The following is a 25,373-nucleotide window of genomic DNA, read 5'->3' as shown; positions in this document are numbered from 1 at the left end:
GGTGTGGAAATGGAACAGAAGTTTATTGAAAAATGTAATCATGATGAGCTTGACTATGTTATAAAAGACTATTGGCAAGATGTATGGAATTATTCATTTATTATTACGAAAGATCCACACTTATCAGATGACATCACACAAGATGTATTTATTAAGGTTTTTAAACATTGGAATTCGTTTCGAAAGGAGTCATCTATTAAAACGTGGATATTAAAAATTACAAGAAATACGGCAATAAACTATTTGAAATCCTCTTATTTTAAAAGGATATCTTTAGTGGGATTTTTTAGTGACGATAAGCAATCTCCATCGGCAGAACAAGAATTTTTTAATCAAGAGGAAATGAATGATGTGTGGGATGTTGTATTAAAACTACCTAAAAAACACCGCGAAATACTAATATTGGACGCGAAATATGAATTATCTTATGAAGAAATGGCTGAAACATTAGGTGTATCCATTGGAACAGTCAAATCTAGGTTAAGCAGAGCAAGAAGTAAAGTTTCAAAATTAATAGGGGAGGGTAGAAGTGATGAACAGTAAAAAAAATCCTGACTGGTATAGCAAATTAAAAAATGGACCAATGGAGCGTCGTAAAGATGAAGAAGCATTTATTTATAAAATAAAGCAATCGATATACCAAAATAGTGAAGTAGACTCTGTACCATACAAGAGACCATTTCGTAAAAAAGCATTGCCTATTGTAGTTGTTTTGGTTTGTACAATGTTATTTTTTATTGTTCAACAACCTTGGCTTGATGATAATAAATCACCGGTACAAAGTAGTACTCAAATTAAGCCCAAAACAAAAGATGAGTCTGCTCAAGATCCATCATTAAAACAATTTATGAATGAGTTATATCGAAGTACAAATTCAAAAAATGAAAATGACCTGTATAGAGCGTTAAATGATGAAGTTCTATTTAAAGGGAAAAGTTATCAGAAGGATGAATTGAAGTTTGATGAGGATATTTTTCATGAGTTGCAAGTCGCTCTTACAATGGGGGGAGAATTTGCAAATGATACAAAGAAAGCATACAAAGTACCAAGTGGATTGACAGAAAGTAACCAACCAAAGCAATCGCATTTTATATATGCAACTGTTACTGGAAATAAAACGAAAATTTTAGCTGAACCAAAACGAGAATCACAAGTTTTATATGAAGTATCTAATGAAATGGTAAAAGCTTTGATTCCAGAAAAAGTACGGAATGATGGATTTATAAAAGTATCGACAATTAACGGTCATACTGGATATGTACAAAAAGAGTATGTTTTAACTGATATTAAATATTCTTTCATATTTGAAAAGAATGATGAAGGTATATGGGAAATAACGAATATAGATTCTATATGGTAAAAGAGGAAGGTTCACTTTAATGAACCTTCCTCTTTATCTTTATCCTCTTTTTGAAGTGAATTCCAGCACTCTAAAATTTCTGATGTAACGAGAGCAGCAATATTTTTTTCCGAATTACTACCAGGAATAACGACAGAAATAGCAATTTTTGGATCTTCGGTAGGAGCATATGCAATGAAAAGAGAATGATTTATCATTCTTTCTTGCTCGTTCGGAGAGCCAGTTATCCCTGTTTTACCCGCGACATGAAAGGGCAAGTTTTTAATCTCCTCTATATTTTGACTCATCCCACCTTGCACGACACTCCAAAATTTCATAGGATAACGATTTGAACTTTCTAAGAGTGGTTTAAACTTTTTTGTTTCCTTATCGTCTTGACCAATAATAGCACTTACGATTTGAGGTTTATATTTATCACCTTTACTTGCCAAATTTGCTGCATATTGAGCAAGTTGTAGAGGGGTGTGTACTTCATTTCCTCCCCAAGATGCATTTAATAAAGCAGAGATTCCATTTTCAAACTTATTAGATGGATGAAATTCATATTCTCCGTCTTCTTCAAAGGGTAAATCAATACCAGTTTTAGAGCGGAGGCCAAATTGCTTTAAATAATCTGTCCATATATTTGCTACTTTTTCTATATTCCCATTATTTCGGTTGAATAAGGGGAGAGCTACTTTTGCCGTCATAAATGTATTTGATGAATTAATGATAGCTTGACTCGGTGTAATTTCACCTGTTGGTGTTCCAGGAGCATTAATGATGTTATTTTGATTATCATACTGAAAACTACCATTATCCAAATATGTATCCTCAGGTTGAAAAAGCTTTTCGTTTAATCCGATTAAAATAGTAAGTGGCTTTATAGTAGAGGCCATATTTACATAAGATTCACCATACTTTAATTTTTGAATTGCTTTATTTTGCGAAAGGGATTTAATGTTTTCTTTTTTAGATGATACATGTGTATTTAATATATTTGGATCAAAAACTGCCGAATTGGCCATAGTTAATATTGCGCCAGTTTTTACATCGGTTACTACTGCATAACCAGCATTAGCATCAGGTACTTTCTTAATTTGAGATCTTAGTGCTTCCTCTGTTTTTTGCTGCAATTTAGAGTCTAAAGCTAGCCGGACATCTTTTCCTTTTTGTACTTTTTGAATGTTCCATAAGAACTTTTTATTATTCATTTTAAAAATCAGAGTTTTTCCGGGTTTTCCTTTTAAATCATTTTCATATTGAAACTCAATCCCACTTTTACCAACAGGTACATTTTTAGAATTAAGGTCATTTTCTACATACCCAATTACTTGTGAAGCAATTTCGTTCTTTGGATAATATCGAATGAATTCGTCTTTGATCACTACATTTTTAGGTTTATTCTTGTTTATGAATGAAATTTCATTTTTATTTATATCAGAGTATAAGGATATTTCATTCATAGTCTGCTTATTACAGGATTGTTGTAATTGAGATTTTATGTCCTCTGTAGAAATGTCATGTTGAAACTCGTTTGAAAATTGATTGAAAAAAGCTAATGTGTTTGATGTATCTTTATTCGATAGTTTTTCATCATTAGAAGTGCAATATAGAGACTTAACTTTCTTATTTGTAGCTAGTATTACACCATTTTGATCAAGAATTTTTCCTCTTTCAGCTGAAGAAGTTGCGATAGTAATTGAAATGAAGTTGATTTTTAATAAAATTAGTAAAATCACACTTACAATAGAAAGAACCGCAAAAAATCTCCATCTTTTCGTATGTAACATATAACCCTCCCTTATGTAGCCTATTCCATCTTATAGTTAATTTTTTTTTTTGTAAATGTGGAACAACTTTATTACTTAGGTTGTCTATTAAGTATTACAGCATGAAGAAAGGAACAATCAGTATGAAAAAAAGTACATGTTAATAGTAAGTCTATGTGTAAGTTTAATATGAGTCATTATACAGTTTAGCATTTCTAATGCAGGTGACAAAAAAATAGAGAAAAAAACAGGAAGGGAGATTTATCAATTACACGGCTAAACCAAAAGGAATGGATGCTTACAAGGATTTAACAAAAAAGATAAGACACTATTATAACTGAATAGTGGTTTCTAATATATAGGGAACGCTTTTAGTATATTTATTTACTAAGTATTAGTGAGGATTTCCTGAAGAATTATATGGAGGATTTATGAAAGAACAAAAAGTAAAGAAACAGAAGACATATATATCTATTCGATTGAATATAATGTTCCTTTGCATATTTGTACTATTCTCAGCTATTATTATGCAGCTAGGAAAAGTACAAATCGTTGAGGGAGAGGCTTATAAGAACCAAGTGGAAAACAGTCAAAATGAAACAACTAGTATACCAGTTCCACGTGGACAGATTCTAGATCGAGAAGGGAAAACGGTCGTTAATAATAAATCTCTTCGCACAATTACGTATACAAGGGTGAAGGGGATTACGAGTGAAGATATTTTAAAAACAGCAAAAGACTTGGCGAAAGTACTTGAAATGCCTGAGCAAGATATAAATAAATTAACCGATATCGATAAAAAAGATTTCTGGATGCAATTGAATACGAAACGTGCGGAATCAAAGATTACTAAAAAAGACATAGGAAAGTTTAAAGAAAAGGGAATAGAGGGAAAAGAACTAGACAAAAAAATTCAAGACTTAAGACGAAGTCGCGTCACAGAAATAGAATTGGCAGAATTAACAGCACAAGATTTAAAGGTGTTAGCTATTAAAAGTAAAATGAGTTCAGGTTATCAACTGACACCACAAATTATTAAAAAAGATGTGACAGATCAAGAATATGCGCGGATAAGTGAAAACCTTGCGGAGTTTCCAGGAGTAGATACAACAGTTGATTGGGAACGTAATTATGTAAATGGTAATTTATTTCGTTCCGTGTTAGGTAATATTACAAGTAGTGAAGAAGGATTACCGAAAGAAAACTTAGATTCTTATTTGATACGTGGATATAACCGTAATGATCGTGTAGGAAAAAGTTATATTGAACAACGATATGAAGATGTATTACACGGCACAAAAGAAGAAGTGAAAAACATTACTGATAAATCAGGAAACATTATAAACACAGAAATAATCTCTAAAGGAAAAAGTGGTAGTAGCTTAACATTAACGATTGATATGGAATTACAAAAGAAAGTGGAAGAAAGTATAGAGAAAAATTTGAGAGCTTTTAAGAGTTCAGAGCCATTGTTGGACCGAGCGTTTGTCGTCATGACAAATCCGAATAACGGACAGATTTTATCTATGGCAGGCAAAAAGATTGTAGAAAAAGAAGGGAAAATAGAGATTGAGGATTTGGCATTAGGTAACATGACAACTTCGTATGAGCTAGGATCAGCTGTAAAAGGCGCAACGTTATTAACTGGATATGAGACAGGGGCAATACAGCCAGGAGATCAATTTTATGATGCACCGATGAAATTTAAAGGTACACAAGCCAAGAAATCATGGAATGTATCCGGATTTGGTAATATTAATGATTTACGAGCTTTACAAGTATCTTCGAATGTATACATGTTCCAGACAGCTTTAAAAATTGCGGGAGTTAATTACGTACCGAATGGTTCATTGGATATTAAACAAGAAGCATTTGATAAAATGCGTTATTATTTTAAACAATTTGGTTTAGGGGTACCAACAGGTATTGATTTACCGAATGAAATAATTGGGCAAACGAGAAAAGTAGATAGTCAACCTGGGTTTTTACTAGATTTTTCTATCGGTCAGTATGATACGTATACGCCATTGCAATTGGCACAATATATTTCAACTATTGCAAATGGTGGATATAGAATGCAACCCCAAATTGTACAAGAAATACGAGAGCAATCAATAAAAGAAGAAGAGGTCGGTAAAGTTATACGCTCTATAGAGCCTGTCGTATTAAATCGAGTTGATATGAAGAAAGAACATATTGATCGGATAAAAGAAGGCTTTAGATGGGTATTCCAAGAAGGTGATGGAACTGGCGTGAAGTATTTCAAAAATGCGCCATATAAACCAGCAGGAAAGACAGGGACAGCTCAAACTGTATATGGTGGAGATGATCCAATTGGTAGAAATGCAAAAGGAGAACGTATGGAATGTTACAACTTAACATTAGTTGGATATGCTCCATATGATAATCCAGAAGTAGCATTTTCTGTAGTAGTCCCATGGCTTCATGATGATAAAAATGGAATTAATTCTATAATTGGAAAGGAAATTTTAGATGTATACTTTGATTTAAAAAAGCAACGTATACATGGTGAAGCTGCTAGTACAGATAGTTCGAATCAAAATTAGTAAAATTTGTGCACTTTTCTCAGGGGAAGAGACCCTGTTTATATAAAAGCCTTTATAAGTTAAAGAAAAAGTAAGATTTGAAATAAGAGATAGTTGCTATCTCTTACTTTTGTTAATACCTTGGCTACTAGTTAAAAAGGTTTTAAATTTATCCCGCTATTTGCCGGGTAGTAAAACTCCCACCTCAAAATTCAGCTGGAGCAAAGAAGTTAGGCGGGAGATCAACTGCCCGTAAAAGCCCGATTGGTGAGGGCTGATTAAAGTTTCACTTTATGGAACAAACTTGTTTTTTAGATGGTCTATTATGTGTACGTATAAAAACAGGTGTTCAAATAGGATACAGTGTATTGAATTTACTACTTGTTTTCAGTATTGAAAATTTGAAAGGAATGATGATTTTGAAAAACAAGAGGATGCTAAAAATAGGTATATGCGTTGGTATATTAGGTTTAAGTCTTACAAGTCTAGAAGCTTTTACAGGAGGGGCATTGCAAGTTGAAGCGAAAGAAAAGACCGGACCAGTTAAACATAAAAATCATGCGACGTATAAAGAATTCTTTCAACTTGAGAAAAAATTTGATGCTCGATTAGGTGTGTATGCTATTGATACTGGTACAAATCGAACAATCGCTTATCGACCTAACGAAAGATTTTCTTTTGCATCAACCTACAAGGCATTAGCGGCAGGAGTATTGCTACAGCAAAACTCAACTGAGAAATTAAATGAAGTTATCACTTATACGAAAGACGACTTGGTGGAATATTCACCCATTACAGAGAAACATGTAGATACAGGCATGAAACTTGGGGAAATTGCAGAGGCGGCTGTTCGTTCCAGTGATAATACCGCCGGGAACATTTTATTTAATAAAATAGGCGGACCTAAAGGATATGAAAAAGCACTTAGACAGATGGGCGATCGGGTTACTATGGCTGATCGCTTTGAGCCAGAGTTGAACGAAGCTACTCCAGGAGACATCCGTGACACTAGTACAGCGAAAGCCATTGCTACGAATCTTAAAGCTTTTACGGTCGGAAATGCACTTCCAGCTGATAAACGTAAAATTCTTACAGAGTGGATGAAAGGAAATGCTACAGGAGACAAACTTATTCGTGCAGGCGTACCAACTGACTGGGTAGTTGGAGATAAATCAGGAGCTGGAAGTTATGGGACACGCAATGATATTGCTATCGTTTGGCCGCCAAATAGAGCACCCATTATCATCGCAATTTTATCTAGTAAAGATGAAAAAGAGGCTGCCTATGATAATCAACTAATTGCAGAGGCAACTGAAGTGATAGTTAAGGCTCTTAAATGATAATTTCTCAATTCTTTATGTAATGTAATTGAAAATAGGAACCTAGAAGGCGATTCTTTTTACTGTGAAAAGAATCGCTTTTTTGTATTCCTATAATAATAGTAAGTATATAAGCAAAAATTATTATTTCATGGATAATTTATCCTCTAAAGTGCATGAGGGGAGTTTTCTCCTGTGGTGTTCGTAGTAACATGATTATTATATATACGATAATAATATTTTGGCGTATGTATGCTAGTTACTCCTATATGGATATGTAATTTTACATATCCATATAAAAGACACATATGCGTCAATCACTATTAAATTATATTAAAATCATTTTTGGGTGAGGGATTCATATAGGATTTGGGGAATAAAAGGATTTTTATGATTAATTATCATAGTATAATTATTTCACTTTATGAAATGAAATTTGGATTTAACTTTTTTAAATATAATATTTTATAATTTGAATAATAAATATCTGAAAAATCAAATTTAATCAAAGCGATTTTCTGGTTTACTTATGAAAAACATAGTGTTTAAAATGAGGGGGAAGTAAGGTCCTTATATTCTATCAAAAATAAATAAAAAACGAGATGTAATTACTTTTTTGAAAAAATCTCTATCCTCAAGTATATGTGAAGAAATCCTAACGTTAGGTTGTACAACATTTACGATTAAAACTGTAAAAAACAATAGTGAAGAGGTGTACGGAATGAAGAATAAAATTATGACAGGATTTTTAATAACATCAATCGTTACTGGAGCGACTATTCCTATCAATACTCTCGCAACGCCAATCGTTCAGGCAGAAACAAAACAAGATAATGTAGATATTTCCTCAGCATTACGAAAAATAGGTGCACACTCCAAGTTAACACAAACCTTTATCGATGGAGCTTTAGCAAGTCCGAATGTGCAACTTGAAGAAGTTCCATCTTTAAATACAACTCAATTTCTAATTAAACAAGATATGAAAGAGTGGTCATCAGAACTATATCCAAAATTAATTCTACTAAATTCAAAAAGTAAAGGATTTGCAACCAAATTTAATAGCTATTATCCAACATTAAAAGGATTTGTAGATAATAAGGAAGATAAAGAAGGGTTTATAAATAGACTGGAAGTTCTTCAAGATATGACTATAACAAACCAAGAAAACGTGCAACGTCAGATTAATGAGTTAACAGATCTTAAACTACAGGTAGATAAGAAACTGAAAAATCTTGATACAGATGTGGTAAAAGCACAGAGTGTACTTAGTTCAGAGGGAACAGGAAAAATAGACAAGTTAAAAAATGAAATGCTAAATACAAAAAAATCAATTCAAAATGATTTAGAGCAAATAGCATTATTACCAGGAGCTTTAAATGAACAAGGGCTAAAGGTATTCCAAGAAATTTATAGCCTATCAAAAGATATCATTGAACCGGCTGCTCAAACAGCGGTAGTAGCGTATAGCAAAGGAAAAGAAATAAACAATGCTATTGTAGAAGCAGAGAAGAAAGCAGAGCAAGAAGCAACAGAAAAAGGAAAATCAGCTATAGAAATTGAAGCTGCCAAAAAAGAAGTACGTGAAGCGATAGAGAAAAGTAAAAAAGGTGAAATTGCTGCAGCTGCAGTTACAAAAACGAAAGAGTATGATCTTATGAAAGTAATTGATCCTGAAAAAATTAAAAAAACATATAGTACCTTTGCCGAAATTAATAAACTAACAGCAGAGCAACGAGCGCATTTAGATGATCTAGAGAAACAAAATCAAAAATTATATGACTTAACAACTAAATTAACAGTAGCAGATTTACAAAAATCAATGATTCTTTTCATGCAAAATGATTTGCATACATTTGCTAATCAAGTAGATGGAGAAATTGAGCTAATGAAACGTTATAAAGAGGATTTGAATCTAATAAATAATAGTATTACAAAATTATTGACTGAAGTTGATACTAATAACACTCAGTCTCAAAAAGATACATTAAGACGACTAAAAAATGTAACAAATCAGCTCGAAGAACAAGTTAATAAATTTTAATATTAAGAAATAAGGTTTAATGAAAAAATTATAACGCAACTGAAAATAAGGAGGAGAATCAAAAAATGAAATTTCCATTTAAGGTCATAACTTTGGCCGCTTTAGCAACGGTTATAACTGCTACGAATGGTAGTACTATTCACGCACTTGCACAAGAACAGACAGCACAAGAACAGAAAATAGAAAATTATACGTTAGGACCTGAAGGATTAAAGAAAGTGTTGGCTGAAACAGGCTCTCATATTCTTGTAATGGATTTGTACGCAAAAACAATGATTAAGCAACCGAATGTAAATTTATCCAACATTGATTTAGGTTCAGGAGGGGGAGAATTAATCAAAAACATTCACCTGAATCAGGAACTGTCACGAATCAATGCAAATTACTGGCTAGATACAGCGAAGCCAAACATTCAAAAGACAGCACGTAATATTGTAAATTATGATGAACAATTTCAAAATTATTACGACACACTAGTAGATACTGTAAAAAAGAAAGATAAGGCGGGCCTCAAAGAAGGAATAGGGGATTTAATCGGTACAATTCATACAAATTCAAATGAAGTTACGGAAGTTATTAAGATGTTAGAAGCTTTCAAAACAAAGTTGTATACAAATACTGTAGATTTTAAAAATAATGTTGGAGGTCCAGATGGACAAGGGGGATTAACTGCTATATTAGCGGGAAAACAAGCACTAGTCCCACAACTTCAGGCCGAAATTGAGAATTTACGTTCTACGCAGAAAGCACATTTTGATAATGTATTAGCCTGGTCAATTGGTGGTGGATTAGGAGCAGCTATTTTAGTTATTGGAACGATTGCAGGAGCGGTAGTAATTGTTGTGACCGGTGGCACAGCGACACCAGCTGTTGTTGGTGGTCTAACAGCTCTAGGGGCAGCTGGTATCGGTTTAGGAACAGCAGCTGGTGTTGCGGCATCTAATCATATGAACTCCTATAACGAAATTTCTAATAAAATTGGAGAATTAAGTATGAAAGCCGATCTTGCTAACCAAGCAGTTATTTCACTTACTAATACAAAAGACACATTGACATATTTGTATCAGACAGTGGATCAAGCAATCATGTCTCTAACGAATATTCAGCAACAATGGAATACGATGGGAGCGAATTATAAAGATTTATATGATAATATCGACCAAATGCAAGAACATAAACTTTCTTTAATACCTGATGATTTAAAAGCTGCTAAACAAAGTTGGAATGATATTCATAAGGATGCAGAATTCATTTCAAAAGACATTGCTTTTAAACAAGAAAAAACAAATTAAAAATCAATATATATGTATAGGAGGAATTAAAATGAATAAAAACTTTCCTTATAAACTACTTGCTGTATCGACGTTTTTAACTCTGACAACAACTACTGTAGTTTCTCCAGTGGCAGCCTTCGCAAGTGAAAGTAAAATGGAACAAACTAGTACCGAAGATATATCTCTTTCTGTAAACAGCGAAAAGATGAAAAAAGCTTTGCAAGATGCTGGGGTATTTGCAAAATCCATGAATGATTACTCTTATTTGTTAATTAAAAACCCAGATGTTAACTTTGAAGGAATTGACATTAAAGGATATACAAATCTACCTAGTCAAATTCTACAAGATCAAAAGAATGCAAGAGAGCATGCTACTAAATGGGATACGCACATAAAAAGACAACTTTTAGATACGTTGACGGGTATTGTGGAGTATGATACCAAGTTTGACAATTATTACGATACACTAGTAGAAGCCATTGATGAAGGAGATGGAGATACATTAAAAGAAGGAATTACAGATTTACAAGAAGAGATTCAACAAAACCAAGCGTATACACAGAATTTAATACAAGAATTAGCTAAGTTAAGAGATAGTATTGGAGAAGATGTCCGAGCATTTGCAGGTCATAAAGATATTTTGCATTCGATTCTGAAAAACCAAGCATCTGGAATTGATGAAGATGAAAAGCGCCTAAATGAAGTTTTAGAGCAAGTAAGACATTTTAAACAAGTAGAATCAGATGGAATAATAACTGTATCAATTCCCTCAATTCCTACGTGGATTGCTGGTGGTGTAATGATAGGGGTAGCAAGAAATAATTTAGGTACGTTAGAGCCGTTGTTAGCACAATTACGTCAGACTATAGATTATAAAGTAACATTAAATCGTGTAGTCGGTGTTGCGTATAATAACATTAATGAAATGCACAATGCAATTGGGTCGGCTATTAATGCTCTTACTTATATGTCTGCACAATGGCATGATTTAGATTCTCAATATTCAGGAGTACTTAGTCATATTGACAAAGCGTCCCAAAAAGCGGATCAAAATAAATTCAAATTCCTAAAACCTAATTTGAATGCAGCGAAAGATAGTTGGAAAACATTGAGCGCGGATGCGTTTACATTAAAAGAAGGGATAAAAACATTAAAAATGGATCCTGTTTCTTCAAAAAAATAGCGGAATACGGTATTTGTTGCAAGGGCATTTATACAGCTATAAAATGATTTTTTGTTCTTTATAAATTGAAAAGACGGAGGTATAATCAGGCCTCTGTCTTTTATTTTATTGAAATATTTTTATAATTCCATCCTATATGTAGAAAGTAGTTATACAAGTTTGAATTTTTAAGGTGAATGATTTTTATGAATTTTTCTGCAAAACATAATCTATGATTAGTGAGCTTTATATTCTTATTTTCCTAATTGAATACTTTTATACAATTAGATGGAAGTTAACAATACTAAATCAAAACATAATAGGTTGTTATTGATGAGTTTATCGCAAAGTTGTTATTTTATGTGTCATCAAATAACATTTATAAACAATTAGAAATAAAGAAAAGGAGATTATTATGAGAAAAAATAGAGTATTAGATACAACATAAATAGCGTAAATGATTTTCGGTGTAAAAACATAATAAATAAAATAATAATCCTTACATGCACTAAGGAAAAATGAGGGAGATAATATGGGGAATAATTCAAAATATAAAACTAGAAAAATACTTGCAGCTACTGCTACAGTAACTATGCTTGCGACTGGAATGATTTCTTCACCGGATGTCTTTGCAGAGGAAATGCAGCAGCAAAAAAAATTATCAACATCACTGCAAGAAGAAAAGTCAGTTAAATTAGAAAATAGAACATATACAGTCCCAGGAAAAGGGGATGTTGAGGTACTAAAACAACAGGAAAGAAAAAGTATGGCATTTAGTCCATATGAACCCACTGGTTTATATGCAAAGCCAAATGAACAAATAACGATTAATGTAGAAGGAAATCAAAATATTCAAGCATACATTGGAACGTATTCGTATGATGCTTCTTGGAGAGAAGATTCTAAAATAAAATCATTTACATTAAAACCTGGTATAAACACAATCCAATCTCCAAATGGGGGGATGATTTATTTTTATAATAAACAACAAGGTGGTACCATTCGAACAACAGTCACAACAGGTGGAACGACTACTCCTTTTTTTGAACTAGGAAAGCATACGAAACAAGATTTAATAAACATGCTGGACCAATATCCCAATGCACATGCAGTGGAGTTAAAAGGAGAACGTGTATTAATTACGGCCAGCCCTGCACGTGTTAAGAAATATTTGTTAGGTTCTAATACAGATCCTGTACAACTCTTAAAAAAGATGGATGAAGCTACTCGAATTCAAGACAAAGTAGCTGGTTTATCCGAGGAACAAGTAGATAAACATTATATTCATTACGTAGAAGAAAATCATTCTCCCGATTATTATATGTATGCAACTTCTTATCGAACCGCATATGTAGGAGATGCAATCCAATACGTGTTAGATATTAATAAATTTATAAAAGATGGCTGGGGTCCTTGGCATGAGGCAGGGCATTTGAGACAGCAATCACCTTGGAAGTTTTATAATATGACAGAAGTACAAAATAATATTTACAGCCTTTCTGTAGAAAAAGTATTTACATCTAATCAATCTTTTAGATTGCAACAGGAGGGTGCTTATACTAAGGCATTTCAATACTTAGAACAACCTAATAAAAATTATGACGAAGTTAGTGATGTTTTTGTTAAGCTTGTTATGCTTTGGCAACTACAGTTAGCATATGGAGAGGACTTCTATCCTAAATTGCATCAATTGTATAGAGACATGTCTTCAAGTGAACTTCCACAAACTGATGAAAATAAAAAACAATTATTTATGATTTCGGCATCAAAAATAGCCAAACAAAATTTGATACCTTTCTTTGAGAAGTGGGGATTACGTCCAAATAACGATACCATTCAAAAAGTGGCTGCATTAGGATATCCAATTTTAACAGCAGAGATTTGGAAGGGTACGGATTCTAATCCAATTAAACCAGATGTGCCTAATGAAAATAATATTTTAGAAGGAAGCCAATTTGCATGGTCACTAAAAGGGATTAGTGATTTCGAATTTGCTAAAATCAATTTCAATAAGTCGACAGAAAAAATGCAAATTGACTTAAAAGCAGGCATACCACATCATTATTTTAATGAAACGTATGCGAGTATTAAAGTACAAAATGCATCAGGAAAAGTAGTATACAATAAAGACATTTATGGAAACAAGCAACAAAATGCTGAATCGCAAAAAGTTCCAGTCAAAGTAGGCGATTATATTGAGTTAACACATCTAGAAGGTGTGCATAGAGCTACTTTCACAAATGTAGACAACAGTAAACAAGAAAGCTTTGGAAAAAAAGCAATGTATGAAGTCACAAAAGAAGGCTTGAAGAAAGTAGAAAAAATGCCAGAAGCAACAATTTTAGATGGAAATCAATTTGGCTGGTCACTAAAAGGAATTAGTGATTTCGAGTTTGCTAAAATCAATTTCAATAAGTCGGCAGAAGAAATGCAAGTGGACTTAAAAGCAGGTGTACCGCATCATTATTTTAATGAAACATATGCGAGTATTAAAGTACAAAATGCATCAGGAAAAGTAGTATACAATAAAGACATCTATGGAAACAAACAACAAAATGCTGAATCGCAAAAAGTTCCAGTCAAAGTAGGCGATTATATTGAGTTAACACATCTAGAAGGTGTGCATAGAGCTACTTTCACAAATGTAGACAACAGTAAACAAGAGAGCTTTGGAAAAAAAGCAATGTACGAAGTTACAAAAGAAGGTCTGAAGAAAGTAGAAAAGATGCCAGAAGCAACGGTTTTAGACGGAAATCAATTTGGTTGGTCTTTAAAAGGATATAGTGATAGAGAAATCGCAAAAGTAGATTATAATAGGGCTACAGAGAAAATGCAGGTAAATTTAGAAGCAGGCGTACCACATTCTTATTTTAATAATACGTATGCAAGTATCAAAGTACAGAATTCATCCGGTAGTGTTGTGTACAATAAGGAAATAGTGGGAAATAGACAGCAAACTGCTGAAAGACAAACTGTGCCAGTCAAAGTGGGAGATTATATCGAGTTTACCCATATAGAAGGGGAAGCAGTAAAGGAAAAGACACGGGCTACACTTATTAACCTTGAGAATAGTAAACAGGAATATATAGGTAAGAAAAGAACCTATCAAGTTACTTCTACGGGATTAAGCAAAATAGATTAATATGAATAAACTTCAAATTATTAGTAAGATGCCAAATAGTCGTTCATTATGAACGGCTATTTGGCTTTTATTTATATAAAAGTGAAATATAATCCAATGTTTAATGATTTATCAGAAGTAAAAAGGTAGGTATTATATAAAAGAAAATGAATAATTTATGCAGAGCTTGTATATGGTATTGTTATTTAACTATTCTAAAATCAATTGATAAAAACGCTGGAATGTTTTTTAGAAAACAACTGACTCCATAGGTGGAATTTGGAAGATTAATTCTATTTTGGAGTTTATTTTTATAAGGAAATTCACATACGTGGATTAGTATTAAGATTCAAAATGTAAAATATCTAAAGACCTAAGTTCAAGCACACATTTTAAATAAAAAAAGTGAGAAGAATGAATAACATTCTTCTCACTTTTAGCAATTAGGGTCGGCATATACATAAATATGCGTTTGAGTGGAATTTTGGATGAAAAATCCACATGCATAGTATACCAAAATATTTAAGGCCCTTCGTATGCAATATTGCATACGAAGAGTAGGTGGATATAATAGTTAACTTATTTCTATTAAAAGTAAAATGTGTTTATATTAAAAAAGTTAAAATCCAATTGAAGCTGGTTAAGATCTTAATTCTTCATAGCTACCTAATTAATCAATTCTAGCTACTGAGTAGGAAAGAGTTAATTAATTTGAAAATGATTTGAGTAGGTAAATTCTCCGTTATACTTAATTACTGCAATATATGTCCCTTTAGTATATACATTTGTAATTGGTGTTCTCCAAATTTCTAACCCTTTAGGCGTAGTAATAAATTCTGGTTCAATTGTAATAAAGCGTTGTAAAGTACCGTCAGGGTGAACCTTGAAAATCTTCATTTTGGCACCAAAATGCGCTCTACCAAAACGTTGAGTTAAGTAGAAAGTATCTCCTGTTATGAGGTGTTCAATATTCCAGTCGGGTTGGTATGTACTATTTTCAGCTCCCTATAAATCAAAGGCTACGGGAAATATGGTAATAGCAATTCTCACATTATTGAGGGACTGGAAAAACAACAAAGACGTTCTCAAATGCATGTATAGATATTTATAACAAAGATTCAAAAAAGAATAGGTAATATAGCTATTGGAATAAGATTGTTTTTGTCTATCTCCTGAAAAGGAGGATGGACAAACCATACCAAAGAAACTTGCATTTCATTATCTATAGAAGTGTAATGTCATTAAAGTGAGATAGGATACAGGCTAATATTGAGAAATGTAAAGTTTGTAGAGTTTGAAACAAATTAAAGAAGTAACATAAGGGATTTACGCATATAGTAATGTCGACGGATAAAGTTAACGGAATATTCGTTTTAATAAGATAAAATAATAGTATTTTAATCTTATAATATTGTTACTACGATGAAATAAGGCTAATAATTAGTTAACTTAAAAATTAAATTCAGATAGGAAGAGGATAATGAAGACCAGAGATAATTATAAAATTATTGTGATTGGTGCTGGGACTGCAGGACTATCTTCTACTGCACATTTGTTACGAAATGTATCCCTATTGAAAGAAAGTATAGCTATTATCGATTCATCTAAAAAACATTACTTCCAACCACTATGGAGTTTAGTTGGGGGAGGAATTGTTTCAAAGGAATGTACGATGCGTGATCAAGAATCACTTATTCCAAAAGGAGCAACGTGGATTCCTAAAAGTGTTGTTAAGTTGTTTCCAGATCAAAATAAGATACTTTTAGATGATGGAATGCTACTTGAATATGAGATTCTTATTGTAGCAGCCGGTATACAAATAAATTGGGGTGGTATTAAAGGCTTAAAGGAGTCTATTGGGACTAATGGGATTTGTAGCAATTATTCTTATAAATATGTTGATTCTACTTGGAGAGAAATTGAAAAATTCAAAGGAGGAAATGCGATTTTTACCCACCCCAATACTCCTATTAAATGTGGTGGCGCCCCACAAAAAATTATGTATTTAGCAGAAGAGTATTTTTGTAATGGCGGTTTGAAAAACAGAAGTGAAGTAATGTTTTATTCTGCGAACGCTAACATATTTCAGGTACCGCGTTATGCTGAAACATTAGAACAAGTAATAGAAAGAAAGCAAATTATAACGAACTATAATAAAAACTTAGTAGAAATTATCGCTGAAAAGAGAGAAGCAATTTTTGAAGATACGCAAACACTGAAACGAGAAACAGTACCATATAGTATGATACATGTTGTTCCACCAATGGGGCCACCTAACTTTATTAAAGAAAGTGAGATAAGTGATCATCAGGGGTGGGTAGATATAAGTCCTTATACTTTGCAGCATGTAAAATATAAGAATATTTTTGGACTTGGAGATTGTACCAATTTACCTACATCTAAAACTGGAGCGGCAATTCGAAAACAAATACCTGTCTTAAAACAAAATATTTTGGACGTACTTAATGGAAGAGACTTGCAGGCTAATTATGATGGGTATACATCCTGTCCGATTGTTACAGGATATAAAAGTCTTATACTCGCTGAATTTAACTATGAGCATGAGCCTCAAGAAACGTTTCCGTTTAATCAAGCGAAAGAACGGTATAGTATGTTTTTACTTAAAAGGTATATGTTGCCCTATATGTATTGGAATTTAATGTTGAAAGGGATTCTATAAGGAAAGATAGAGAGTTGTTGTAACAACCGAGAAGTAATTTGAAATAAGCATTTGGAGGGAATAGCTATGCTTTTAAAATATTTTTATGATGAAAAATTAGCTCATGCTTCCTATTTAGTTGGTTGTCAGAAGGAAGGCGTAGCAATTGTTATTGATCCCAGCCGCTATATAGAACAATATATAGAATTTGCTAAGAAAGAGGGAATGGAAGTAATTGCTGCGGCTGAGACTCATATTCATGCAGATTTTCTATCTGGGTCTAGAGAACTTTCCCTTCTTTTTAATGCAAATTTATATGTATCAGATGAAGGAGATAGTGATTGGAAATATCAAAATCTTAATGAGGGCCGATACAATTTGGTTAGAGAGGGAACAGAGTTTAAGGTTGGTCATATAAAATTCAATGTCATTCATACCCCAGGGCATACGCCTGAAAGTATTTCCTTTTTAGTAACCGATACAAGTCAAAATAATTATATGAATGATAAACCGATAGGAATATTCACAGGTGATTTTATATTTGTAGGAGATATAGGTAGACCCGATTTATTAGAAATTGCTGTTGGTATTAAAGATACCGCAAAAATAGGAGCGAAACAATTATTTGATTCTATACAAAAAATAAAAATACTCCCCGATTATTTGCAAATATGGCCATCACATGGTGCAGGAAGTGCATGTGGAAAAGCATTAGGAGCAATTCCAACTTCCACATTAGGTTATGAAAAGATGTTTAATTGGGCGTTTCAATGTAATGATGAAGATAATTTTATATCGAATTTATTGACGGGACAGCCAGAGCCTCCAAAGTATTTTCCATTAATGAAGCATTTAAATAAGTATGGTCCACCAACTCGTAAGAAGAGAGAGATTACTGCTATTTATATAATAGAAGAACTTCAAGAAGTGATGAGGGGTGTTCAGCAAATAGTTGATATAAGGGATGTAGAGTGTTTTGCTGCTGGCCACATCGAGAAGTCAATTAACATACCTTATAACAATTCTTTCACAACTTGGTGTGGGGGGATATTAGATTATAAAAAAGAAACTTTAATAATTTTGGATGCGGAAAATGTTAAAGTGGAGGAAGTTATTAGAGACTTTGAGTCCATTGGCTTAGATAATATTATTGCTTTTGCACCTTCAAAGGTAATTCAAAGATTCCATAGTTTAGAGATTTATAAGGAAAAAACATCAAATGAATTATATCCGTTAATAAAAGATGGAAGTGTAAAGGTTATCGATGTGCGTAGTAAAAAAGAGTGGGATGAAGGACATCTTCATGATGCAATACATATCACTTTAGGCAATCTACTTGAACGGCTAGATGATGTACCGAAAAATTGTCCAATAGTTTTACAATGTCGAACGGGGTTACGTTCCGCTATAGCAGCTAGCATTTTACAAAAAGCTGATATAAAGAAAGTAGTTAATTTAAAGGGAGGATTTCTTAAGTGGAAAAAAGAAGGGCTCCCCTATACAACATGTAATCAAGAAATTTGAAATATATCAAAAGAGTCAAATGGAAAGAAAATAGAATCATTTGAAATAATCTAAGGGGATAAATAATAAAATTCAATTGCTATCAGTATGGGATATATAAACTAAAAATGATTTATTAAAGCCGCATTAAACGATAAAATTAAGCACAATATGCTGATGTGTATCTATTCTATCAAAGTACATAAAACTAAAACTAAGATATTCGAACGAACTCAAAAAGCCGAAACCCCTTAAATTAGAAACTTGTACTTGATTACCGTAGTTAAATTGTTGCCCTTTTAAAAGAACTGGTTAGAGAAAAAAGAAAAATCTATTGGTTAGCATTTAACCGAAAGATTTTTCTTTGAATTAGCGTCTTTTATATCATAATTATTGAGGAAGGGAAATTCGACTGAGAAATGCTGTCAAATAAAAGAATAGGCTAATCTAATTTCTAATGGTCCCTGTATCTTTTATTTTGACGTGTGTCTTTACATTTATTTTAGCCTCTGTTAACGCTCGCAACCAATTTCCTTTTACTTTTTTCCACTCTTTATATTGAAAAGCTCTAGCATATAACGATAATCCGATAGGATCAATTTTATTCTTTTGTAATTCATACAACATATTTTGTAATTTCTTATTAATTTCTTTTTGAACCTCATTTTCTAAATTATGTATGTTTTTTTTATTATCATAATGCTCCTTAATTAAATGTGCGTTAGTTTTTTCTATTACAGCTACATTAGCGTTTATATCGAAATTAAATACAAACTTTCCTTTTTGAAAATTAACATCTATTTTCCTAGTCGCATTCTGTATTAATATAGAAGTGTTTGGTTTTTGGCTGTATTTTTTAGGTGGAAGCGCAAGGTGTAGTATCATCCGGCCTTTATTTTTGGGCTTATTTAAAAGATTGAAGAACTTAACATTTTTTTTAGGGATACGGCTTAAATATTTACCTTGTCGATCTAAAAGTGCAATTCCTACCGTGTCGATTTCATTCTTTGTTTTTTTTATAACTGGAACAGCTTGTGTCACTCCTTCTTCATTTTTTTCTCTCATTAATTGTTGAATCGTGGAAGAAACGGATTGATTATTTTGAATGGAGGATTCGATTACACTACTTATGTAAGATGGTAGTGATGGTTTATCGGGCTTATTAATTGTGAAAATTTCTTCTACAGGTCCATCAACAAGTACTACTTTAGCATTAATGGTAGCGTAAGGATCACGGTAAGAAGAATCAAGCTCCTGCATCCAATTTGCTTCTTGGGCCAATTTTTTCCCAATTAAAATGATTTCAGCTTTTGAGGCTGTCATATAGCCCGTTAACTTCGTATCTATTTTACTGAATCCATTATATACAGTGGATGCCCGCGCCCATTGCTCTATAGTACTTCTTTGCTGTTTATGATGAAAGAGTGGTATGCTTGTGCCCACTTTTATGTCTCCATTAGAAGTTCTATCTAAGGCGATTAACAGGATTAATGAAACCTGTTCAAGAGGGATTTTTTGACTACAACCGATTAAACATACACAACAAGTTACAATCCATATCCATTTTCGAATCAAAGTTGTTTCCTCCTAGTTAACCAAGTGAAAAGAATGCTGTATGCGAAAAAAAAGATTGGTAATAGAATAAAAAAAATGATATTTAAGATATCCATAAGAGAATATATAAACAAATATTGATCCACGTCGGGATTTAGAAAAATAAATAAGCCGACTATTAAAAACATAAAACTAACGAGCACCCAATTGCGAGCATTTTTTTGAAGTGAAATGGTCACAGATTCAAAACTGAAAAATAAATACGGATATATTGTAGTAGAAAATACAATCAAATAGTAAGCGATATATATAATTTCTAATCGTTCTATGAATGAAAAACGAACCCCTTTTAACAAATGAAATACTGGCCAAATTACGTCTTTTATCCCCTCCGGACTAAAGTATATATAAGAAAGAATAGTCACATATAGATAGAAAAACATGGTTCCAGTATTCGCTATTAGTATTCCTTTTATGGCTTTTTGTTTTTTTTGTAAGAACGGATAAATAAAATATGCAATTTCTAAGCCAGCATAAGGGGTAATTGTTTCTTTTGTTGCCTTTACAATAGGGGATATGCCATCTTTAAAAATAGGTAGTAGGTGTAAAGGATTGTAGTTACTCTTTAATGAAAACAGAAGAAATAGTGGCATCCAAGCAGTGAAGAAGAAAACAAGCATAGAATAACTAGTAAGAGCCCTTATCCCACTCAATGATAAAATAATAAAAGGCAATAGTAATAATATGGCGATTTGATAAGCAGGAGTGGAAGGGAATATCCACACTTTTATAATGTCAGTTGCCTTTAATAAAGTATTAAAACCAGCAAAAAATAGATAAAAGGCATATAAAAGAAGAAAAATTGTTCCTAGCCATTTACCAAAGTATGTTTTTAAAATCTGTGAGAAATTTTTGCTAGGACTTTTTTGTAACATTAATACAATAAATACGCCAATTATAGAAGTAACCATCCATCCCAGAATGATAGAAATCCAGCCATCTGTGCCAGCGGTAGTAGCAAGTGGGCTTGGCATAATTAACATACCTGATGCAAGTTGCAGTGAATGGATGAAAACAATAAATTCAAATAAAGTTATGTTTTGAAATTTAAGATTCCCCATGCGAACCACCTTCTTTTTTCTTTTTTTGTTTCGGCTGTCCTGTACTCGAGCGGGTCGTGATCATGGAAATAGGAAATCTTACAAAAGAATCTTTTAACTCTTGGAGACGAAATGGTGCAATTGGCAATCCATATGGTGAACCATAGGAAGTTAATGAAACAAAATGAGCAAATAAGAGCATTAATCCACTAACAATACCTACAATCCCATAAAAATAGGCCAATAACATCATTGGAAAACGAATAAGCCGAATACAACTTGATAAATCATAATTAGAAACAATAAATGATGCAATGGCGGTAATAGATACGATAATAACCATAACGTTACTTACAAGCCCAGCTTGAACAGCCGCCTGCCCAATTACAATCCCTCCAACAATTCCAATTGTTTGTCCAATTGGTTGTGGTAAGCGAATACCAGCTTCACGTAGCATTTCTAGTGTGATTTCCATTATAAAAGCTTCCAATAAAGGAGAGAAAGGGACTTTAACTCTTGACGTTGCAATAGAAGTGTATAGATCTAAAGGAATGATTTCAAAGTGAAAAGAGACTATAGCAATATAAATTGCGGGTAAAAAAATAGCTATAATAAATCCTGCAAATCGTAATAAGCGAAAAAATGATGCAATGAGCCAATGTATATTATAATCATCTGGAGTCTGAAAAAATCCAATTAAATTCATTGGGACAATCATCGCACCAGGAGATCTATCAATTAACACTGCTACTTTTCCATCAAGTATATGATTAGAAATGGCATCTGGGCGTTCACTTAAATAAGCCTGTGGAAAAGGAGTCCAATTTTGATCCTTTGTAAAATTAGATAGTTCTCCAATGCTCAATACCGCATCCGTTTTAATTTTACAGATTCTAGTTTCTATTTCTTGGACCACATCTTCGTTTGCTACATCCCCTAAGTAAATTAAATAGACTAAAGAAGTGGCACGTTCTCCAATTGTCATTTTTTTAATTTTCAATTCAGTAGAAGGAATATATCGACGAATTAAGCCTATGTTTTTTGTGGCATTCTCAATAAACCCATCATGTGAGCCTTTAATAGTAACTTCTGAAATGGGTTCTTGAATCGCTCTTTCTGCCCAGCCTTTTGTATTTATTAGAAGGGACCTCTTTTCTCCTTCCATAAACAGTACACATTGTCCCTCAAGTAATCCTTCTTTAATTTCATTCCACGTATATACTATTTTGGTATGAGTAGCAATAATATTAGAATTAAATATTTGACTGTCTTCATTTACTTCTTGTAATAATGGTGTAACAACATTTCCTTTTAATGCAACACCATCTGTAAGGCCTTCAAAATAATATAGTAAAATATTCGTGTTTGTTTTTAATTGCAAAGGATGTTCAATCAAATCTGCACTAATATCAAAGATGTTATCTAATGTATTTTTAAGTTCTTTTAAGTTACTTGTTTGGATTTTTTCAATGGCTTTATCTGTCTTTGTTTCTAGGGTCTTTTCATTTAAGGACAAAATTGACACCTCTTTAATATATAACGATTAGTTGTAGTTATTATTTTTATATGTTTGAATTTTATTCACTAATTTAAACGAATTGAGATCAAGAATAACTAAAATTGAAGTACTATATTATAAATTCAATAATTGAGAGTAAAAAAGTAGATGTAATTTGTGTAGAAATCTAAGTATCAAGATAGAAGTGAAATTTGAATGATTATAATAAAAAAGAACCCTTGATAGGTTCTTTTTAATAGTTGGTAAATATGTTGTCAACAATAGATGGCGATAAAGGTAGTAATTTAGATGTCTTTATGTTACTCAGCTGAATTTTTAGGAAGAATTATTTTTTCATACCTCAATGCTCAATAAAAAAGGACATTTCATTTATTTGGGTGTTTTAGTGTATTTGAATTTTGCACGCTAACAAATTTTGTTTAGGGACAAAATGTGAAGTTTTATTCTGAAATAACAGAAAGTTAATGCGGCAAAATTCCTATTGGCAATTTGGATAGGTATCAAATATTTCTTTGGCCTTATTTTCTTGATATGACCGTACGTTTATATGTTTCTAAGGGAAAGAAATATTTTCATTTTTATTACCATCTATTGTTTGATTAAGATGGTAACACGAAAATGAAACGTTTACAACCAGAAAATAAAGAAAAAATATTAAAATGCGACTTTTTTCGACAAATATTCCTATAAAACGTTTTGTAGGAATTAGAAATAACTAAATTAGTAATAATAGCTTAATATATTAAAGTGAAATTCAATGAATAAGAGTCCAAAGGCATGAATTTAAATGATAAAGTTATAATTTTCTTTTTTGAACTGTAAGTGTTTTACAAGTATAGTTAAACTTTAATCCAACTAGCATTTCTTCCTTTTGTCACTAGCTTAATATGGCCAAACAATTGCAAGGAATTTAAAGCCTTACTGATTGTACTCTCTGCTATGTCTGGATATGTGTTACGAATACACTCCTTAGTAAAGGGTTGTTTTTGTTTAAGGATAAAATCCTGAATTCTCTCCACTTTAGTATGCTTACATATAGAATCTAGAACTGTATTATGAAGATCTTTGTACGCCTCTAATATAATAGTTAAAAAGGTTTTTAACCAAAAGCTACTATTATGTTCCTCACAGTACCAATTTACCGAAGATTTATAAATCGAATTGTAATATTCAGATTCATTTTTCTTAATGTATTTATCCAGACATACATATTTTACAAATGTATTTCCACTCTTAATTAATAGCAATTGCATTAACATAAGTGCCAATCTGCCGTTACCCTGATTAAAAGGGACTATGCAATAAAAATTAAATATAAAACGAGCTATTAATAAAAGTGAATGATGGCCCTTACTAGAATTTAATGAGTTATATTGATCACATAATTGTTCCATTACTTGTGGAATAAGCTCATGTGGAAGAATGCGGTAACTATTTAAGTGCATTCCGTTTTCAGGAATACCTGGAATAGTAAACGGTTTTTCGCGCCATTTGGCACTGTCAGAGGTAATGTAATGTATTAATTGAAAATGTAATTCCTGTATAGTCTCTGGATTGATTAATAAATCACAGGAATTCTTATGTACAAAAGTAAGTGTTTGATAAAAACAAAAGATAGCATCTTCCGAAATATTTTGAGGTACTATATCATCTAAAATAAGTTCTTTTAATCTTTTATTAGGGACTTTTATATCTTCATAGGTAGTAGTAAAGTTTTTTATGTAATGAAGTGGTATGGTTTTTTCTAAGCTAGTAAATATATCAGGATTTTGTTCCTGATAAGCAGCTAATTTTCCTTTTAATTCACTAATTTCACTAATTATATTTAATAGTCTCCTTTTTAATTCAATATTTTTATACCTGTCATCGAAAAAATTTCTCATTTTTATTCCCCCTGTAACCCCTTAACATGCTGTTACATAAATCTTTCCATTCTAAAGATAGTTTACAACATTATTTTGAAATAACAATATATTTATTTTGATTTTGAACTTATTTTAGAATCAAAATTGTTATTTAAATTTGATTAACGAGTTAGAACTTATGATTAATCATGTTTGAATAAAGAATGAATATACACAGATAGAAAAGATAGTTTGACTTAAATTCCTTTTTATGAATTTACGAGATGAAAATATAATTTTAGAATTATTATTAGTGTAGTTTGCTGTATTATTGCTGGGAATTTACTAGAAAGTAACTAATTTTCAAAAATAAAATAAAGAAATCTTAAAGAGGAATCAATAGGATCTAATTTGAATAGGCATAATCCTAACATTAAATGTGCAAATGTACAATAATTAAATGAAAAAAATATGAAAATATCGACTTTTTTCGACAAAATAAAATAGATAGAAAAACAATCTAATGTAAGAAAATTGTTGCTTTAGATGGTCTCTGTATTTCATAAATTAATATTGAAGGAATTATCAAATGATTTTTACGAGTAATAAAAGAGTTAGAT

The 25,373-nt window shown here is 32.0% G+C and carries 16 protein-coding genes and 1 pseudogene; 10 read left to right on the top strand and 7 right to left on the bottom strand.

Translation table 11 applies throughout. The features are described from left to right. The first annotated feature begins 9 nt into the window (after positions 1 to 9). Together DET63_RS09020 and DET63_RS09015 are read left to right on the top strand one after the other, a co-directional pair. Positions 10 to 543: an RNA polymerase sigma factor gene (locus DET63_RS09020; protein WP_002127457.1), complete on the top strand. Its 534-nt coding sequence runs from the start codon at positions 10 to 12 to the stop codon at positions 541 to 543. Beyond that, positions 533 to 1,360 carry an SH3 domain-containing protein gene (locus tag DET63_RS09015; protein WP_113936486.1) on the top strand — a complete coding sequence of 276 codons (828 nt, stop codon included), beginning with the start codon at positions 533 to 535 and terminating at the stop codon, positions 1,358 to 1,360. Before DET63_RS09020 ends, DET63_RS09015 begins: the two co-directional genes overlap by 11 nt. An 11-nt stretch (positions 1,361 to 1,371) precedes the next feature. On the opposite strand, the gene DET63_RS09010 is transcribed toward DET63_RS09015, so the two are convergent. Next, on the bottom strand, positions 1,372 to 3,132 hold the full coding sequence (locus DET63_RS09010) for a peptidoglycan D,D-transpeptidase FtsI family protein (RefSeq protein WP_113936485.1): 1,761 nt from the start codon (positions 3,130 to 3,132) through the stop codon (positions 1,372 to 1,374). Positions 3,133 to 3,542: 410 nt separating this feature from the next. On the opposite strand from DET63_RS09010, the gene DET63_RS09005 reads away from it, so the two are divergent. Together DET63_RS09005 and bla are read left to right on the top strand one after the other, a co-directional pair. Beyond that, positions 3,543 to 5,678 (top strand): peptidoglycan D,D-transpeptidase FtsI family protein, encoded by a 2,136-nt coding sequence (locus DET63_RS09005; protein ID WP_113936484.1) that lies wholly within the window; start codon positions 3,543 to 3,545, stop codon positions 5,676 to 5,678. Between the two features lie 392 nt (positions 5,679 to 6,070). Beyond that, the gene (gene bla, locus DET63_RS09000) at positions 6,071 to 6,997 is read left to right on the top strand and encodes a class A beta-lactamase Bla1 (RefSeq protein ID WP_395922005.1); all 927 of its coding nucleotides are present in this window, start codon (positions 6,071 to 6,073) and stop codon (positions 6,995 to 6,997) included. Positions 6,998 to 7,004: 7 nt separating this feature from the next. On the opposite strand, the pseudogene DET63_RS30580 reads toward bla, so the two are convergent. Beyond that, positions 7,005 to 7,094 (bottom strand): annotated as a pseudogene (locus tag DET63_RS30580) (undecaprenyl-diphosphatase); the annotation flags it as partial. Between the two features lie 603 nt (positions 7,095 to 7,697). Between DET63_RS30580 and hblC the strand changes: the two are divergent. From hblC to DET63_RS08975, 4 genes are all read left to right on the top strand, one after another. Next, a complete protein-coding gene (hblC, locus tag DET63_RS08990; RefSeq protein WP_142675676.1) occupies positions 7,698 to 9,017 on the top strand; it encodes a hemolysin BL lytic component L2 in 1,320 nt (439 codons plus the stop codon). A 65-nt stretch (positions 9,018 to 9,082) separates the two neighbouring features. Further along, positions 9,083 to 10,309: a hemolysin BL lytic component L1 gene (gene hblD / locus DET63_RS08985; RefSeq protein WP_002136363.1), complete on the top strand. Its 1,227-nt coding sequence runs from the start codon at positions 9,083 to 9,085 to the stop codon at positions 10,307 to 10,309. Between the two features lie 31 nt (positions 10,310 to 10,340). Then, positions 10,341 to 11,474, top strand: coding sequence for a hemolysin BL binding component B (gene hblA / locus DET63_RS08980; protein ID WP_113936483.1), 1,134 nt, complete (start codon positions 10,341 to 10,343; stop codon positions 11,472 to 11,474). 511 nt (positions 11,475 to 11,985) lie between these two features. After that, positions 11,986 to 14,595: a putative mucin/carbohydrate-binding domain-containing protein gene (locus tag DET63_RS08975; protein ID WP_113936482.1), complete on the top strand. Its 2,610-nt coding sequence runs from the start codon at positions 11,986 to 11,988 to the stop codon at positions 14,593 to 14,595. A 681-nt stretch (positions 14,596 to 15,276) separates the two neighbouring features. Here the strand turns inward: DET63_RS08975 and DET63_RS08970 are convergent. Continuing rightward, on the bottom strand, positions 15,277 to 15,531 hold the full coding sequence (locus DET63_RS08970; RefSeq protein ID WP_078177185.1) for a DUF5065 family protein: 255 nt from the start codon (positions 15,529 to 15,531) through the stop codon (positions 15,277 to 15,279). Positions 15,532 to 16,054: 523 nt separating this feature from the next. On the opposite strand from DET63_RS08970, the gene DET63_RS08965 reads away from it, so the two are divergent. After that, complete coding sequence (locus DET63_RS08965; protein WP_113936481.1) at positions 16,055 to 17,254, top strand: NAD(P)/FAD-dependent oxidoreductase; 1,200 nt, start codon at positions 16,055 to 16,057, stop codon at positions 17,252 to 17,254. 66 nt (positions 17,255 to 17,320) lie between these two features. Then, positions 17,321 to 18,757 (top strand): MBL fold metallo-hydrolase, encoded by a 1,437-nt coding sequence (locus tag DET63_RS08960; RefSeq protein ID WP_113936480.1) that lies wholly within the window; start codon positions 17,321 to 17,323, stop codon positions 18,755 to 18,757. Positions 18,758 to 19,183: 426 nt separating this feature from the next. Here DET63_RS08960 and DET63_RS08955 read toward each other — a convergent pair whose 3' ends face one another. From DET63_RS08955 to DET63_RS08940, 4 genes are all read right to left on the bottom strand, one after another. After that, positions 19,184 to 20,311 carry a Ger(x)C family spore germination protein gene (locus DET63_RS08955; RefSeq protein ID WP_113936479.1) on the bottom strand — a complete coding sequence of 376 codons (1,128 nt, stop codon included), beginning with the start codon at positions 20,309 to 20,311 and terminating at the stop codon, positions 19,184 to 19,186. Beyond that, the gene (locus DET63_RS08950; RefSeq protein ID WP_002085467.1) at positions 20,308 to 21,411 is read right to left on the bottom strand and encodes a GerAB/ArcD/ProY family transporter; all 1,104 of its coding nucleotides are present in this window, start codon (positions 21,409 to 21,411) and stop codon (positions 20,308 to 20,310) included. Before DET63_RS08950 ends, DET63_RS08955 begins: the two co-directional genes overlap by 4 nt. Continuing rightward, a complete protein-coding gene (locus DET63_RS08945; protein ID WP_113936478.1) occupies positions 21,398 to 22,906 on the bottom strand; it encodes a spore germination protein in 1,509 nt (502 codons plus the stop codon). Before DET63_RS08945 ends, DET63_RS08950 begins: the two co-directional genes overlap by 14 nt. A gap of 842 nt (positions 22,907 to 23,748) precedes the next feature. Next, complete coding sequence (locus DET63_RS08940; RefSeq protein WP_016091364.1) at positions 23,749 to 24,792, bottom strand: Fic family protein; 1,044 nt, start codon at positions 24,790 to 24,792, stop codon at positions 23,749 to 23,751. Between the last annotated feature and the right edge of the window lie 581 nt (positions 24,793 to 25,373).

Source organism: Bacillus sp. DB-2 (assembly GCF_003315125.1).
Lineage (GTDB): Bacteria > Bacillota > Bacilli > Bacillales > Bacillaceae_G > Bacillus_A > Bacillus_A mycoides.
Note: the sequence above shows the minus strand (reverse complement) of the source record. Positions and strands in the feature narration are given on the sequence as shown.

Coding starts and splice junctions, on each gene's coding strand:
- DET63_RS09020 (WP_002127457.1), top strand. CDS start 10: ATGGAACAGAAGTTTATTGAAAAATGTAATCATGATGAGCTTGACTAT.
- DET63_RS09015 (WP_113936486.1), top strand. CDS start 533: ATGAACAGTAAAAAAAATCCTGACTGGTATAGCAAATTAAAAAATGGA.
- DET63_RS09010 (WP_113936485.1), bottom strand. CDS start 3,132: ATGTTACATACGAAAAGATGGAGATTTTTTGCGGTTCTTTCTATTGTA.
- DET63_RS09005 (WP_113936484.1), top strand. CDS start 3,543: ATGAAAGAACAAAAAGTAAAGAAACAGAAGACATATATATCTATTCGA.
- bla (WP_395922005.1), top strand. CDS start 6,071: ATGATTTTGAAAAACAAGAGGATGCTAAAAATAGGTATATGCGTTGGT.
- hblC (WP_142675676.1), top strand. CDS start 7,698: ATGAAGAATAAAATTATGACAGGATTTTTAATAACATCAATCGTTACT.
- hblD (WP_002136363.1), top strand. CDS start 9,083: ATGAAATTTCCATTTAAGGTCATAACTTTGGCCGCTTTAGCAACGGTT.
- hblA (WP_113936483.1), top strand. CDS start 10,341: ATGAATAAAAACTTTCCTTATAAACTACTTGCTGTATCGACGTTTTTA.
- DET63_RS08975 (WP_113936482.1), top strand. CDS start 11,986: ATGGGGAATAATTCAAAATATAAAACTAGAAAAATACTTGCAGCTACT.
- DET63_RS08965 (WP_113936481.1), top strand. CDS start 16,055: ATGAAGACCAGAGATAATTATAAAATTATTGTGATTGGTGCTGGGACT.
- DET63_RS08960 (WP_113936480.1), top strand. CDS start 17,321: ATGCTTTTAAAATATTTTTATGATGAAAAATTAGCTCATGCTTCCTAT.
- DET63_RS08950 (WP_002085467.1), bottom strand. CDS start 21,411: ATGGGGAATCTTAAATTTCAAAACATAACTTTATTTGAATTTATTGTT.
- DET63_RS08940 (WP_016091364.1), bottom strand. CDS start 24,792: ATGAGAAATTTTTTCGATGACAGGTATAAAAATATTGAATTAAAAAGG.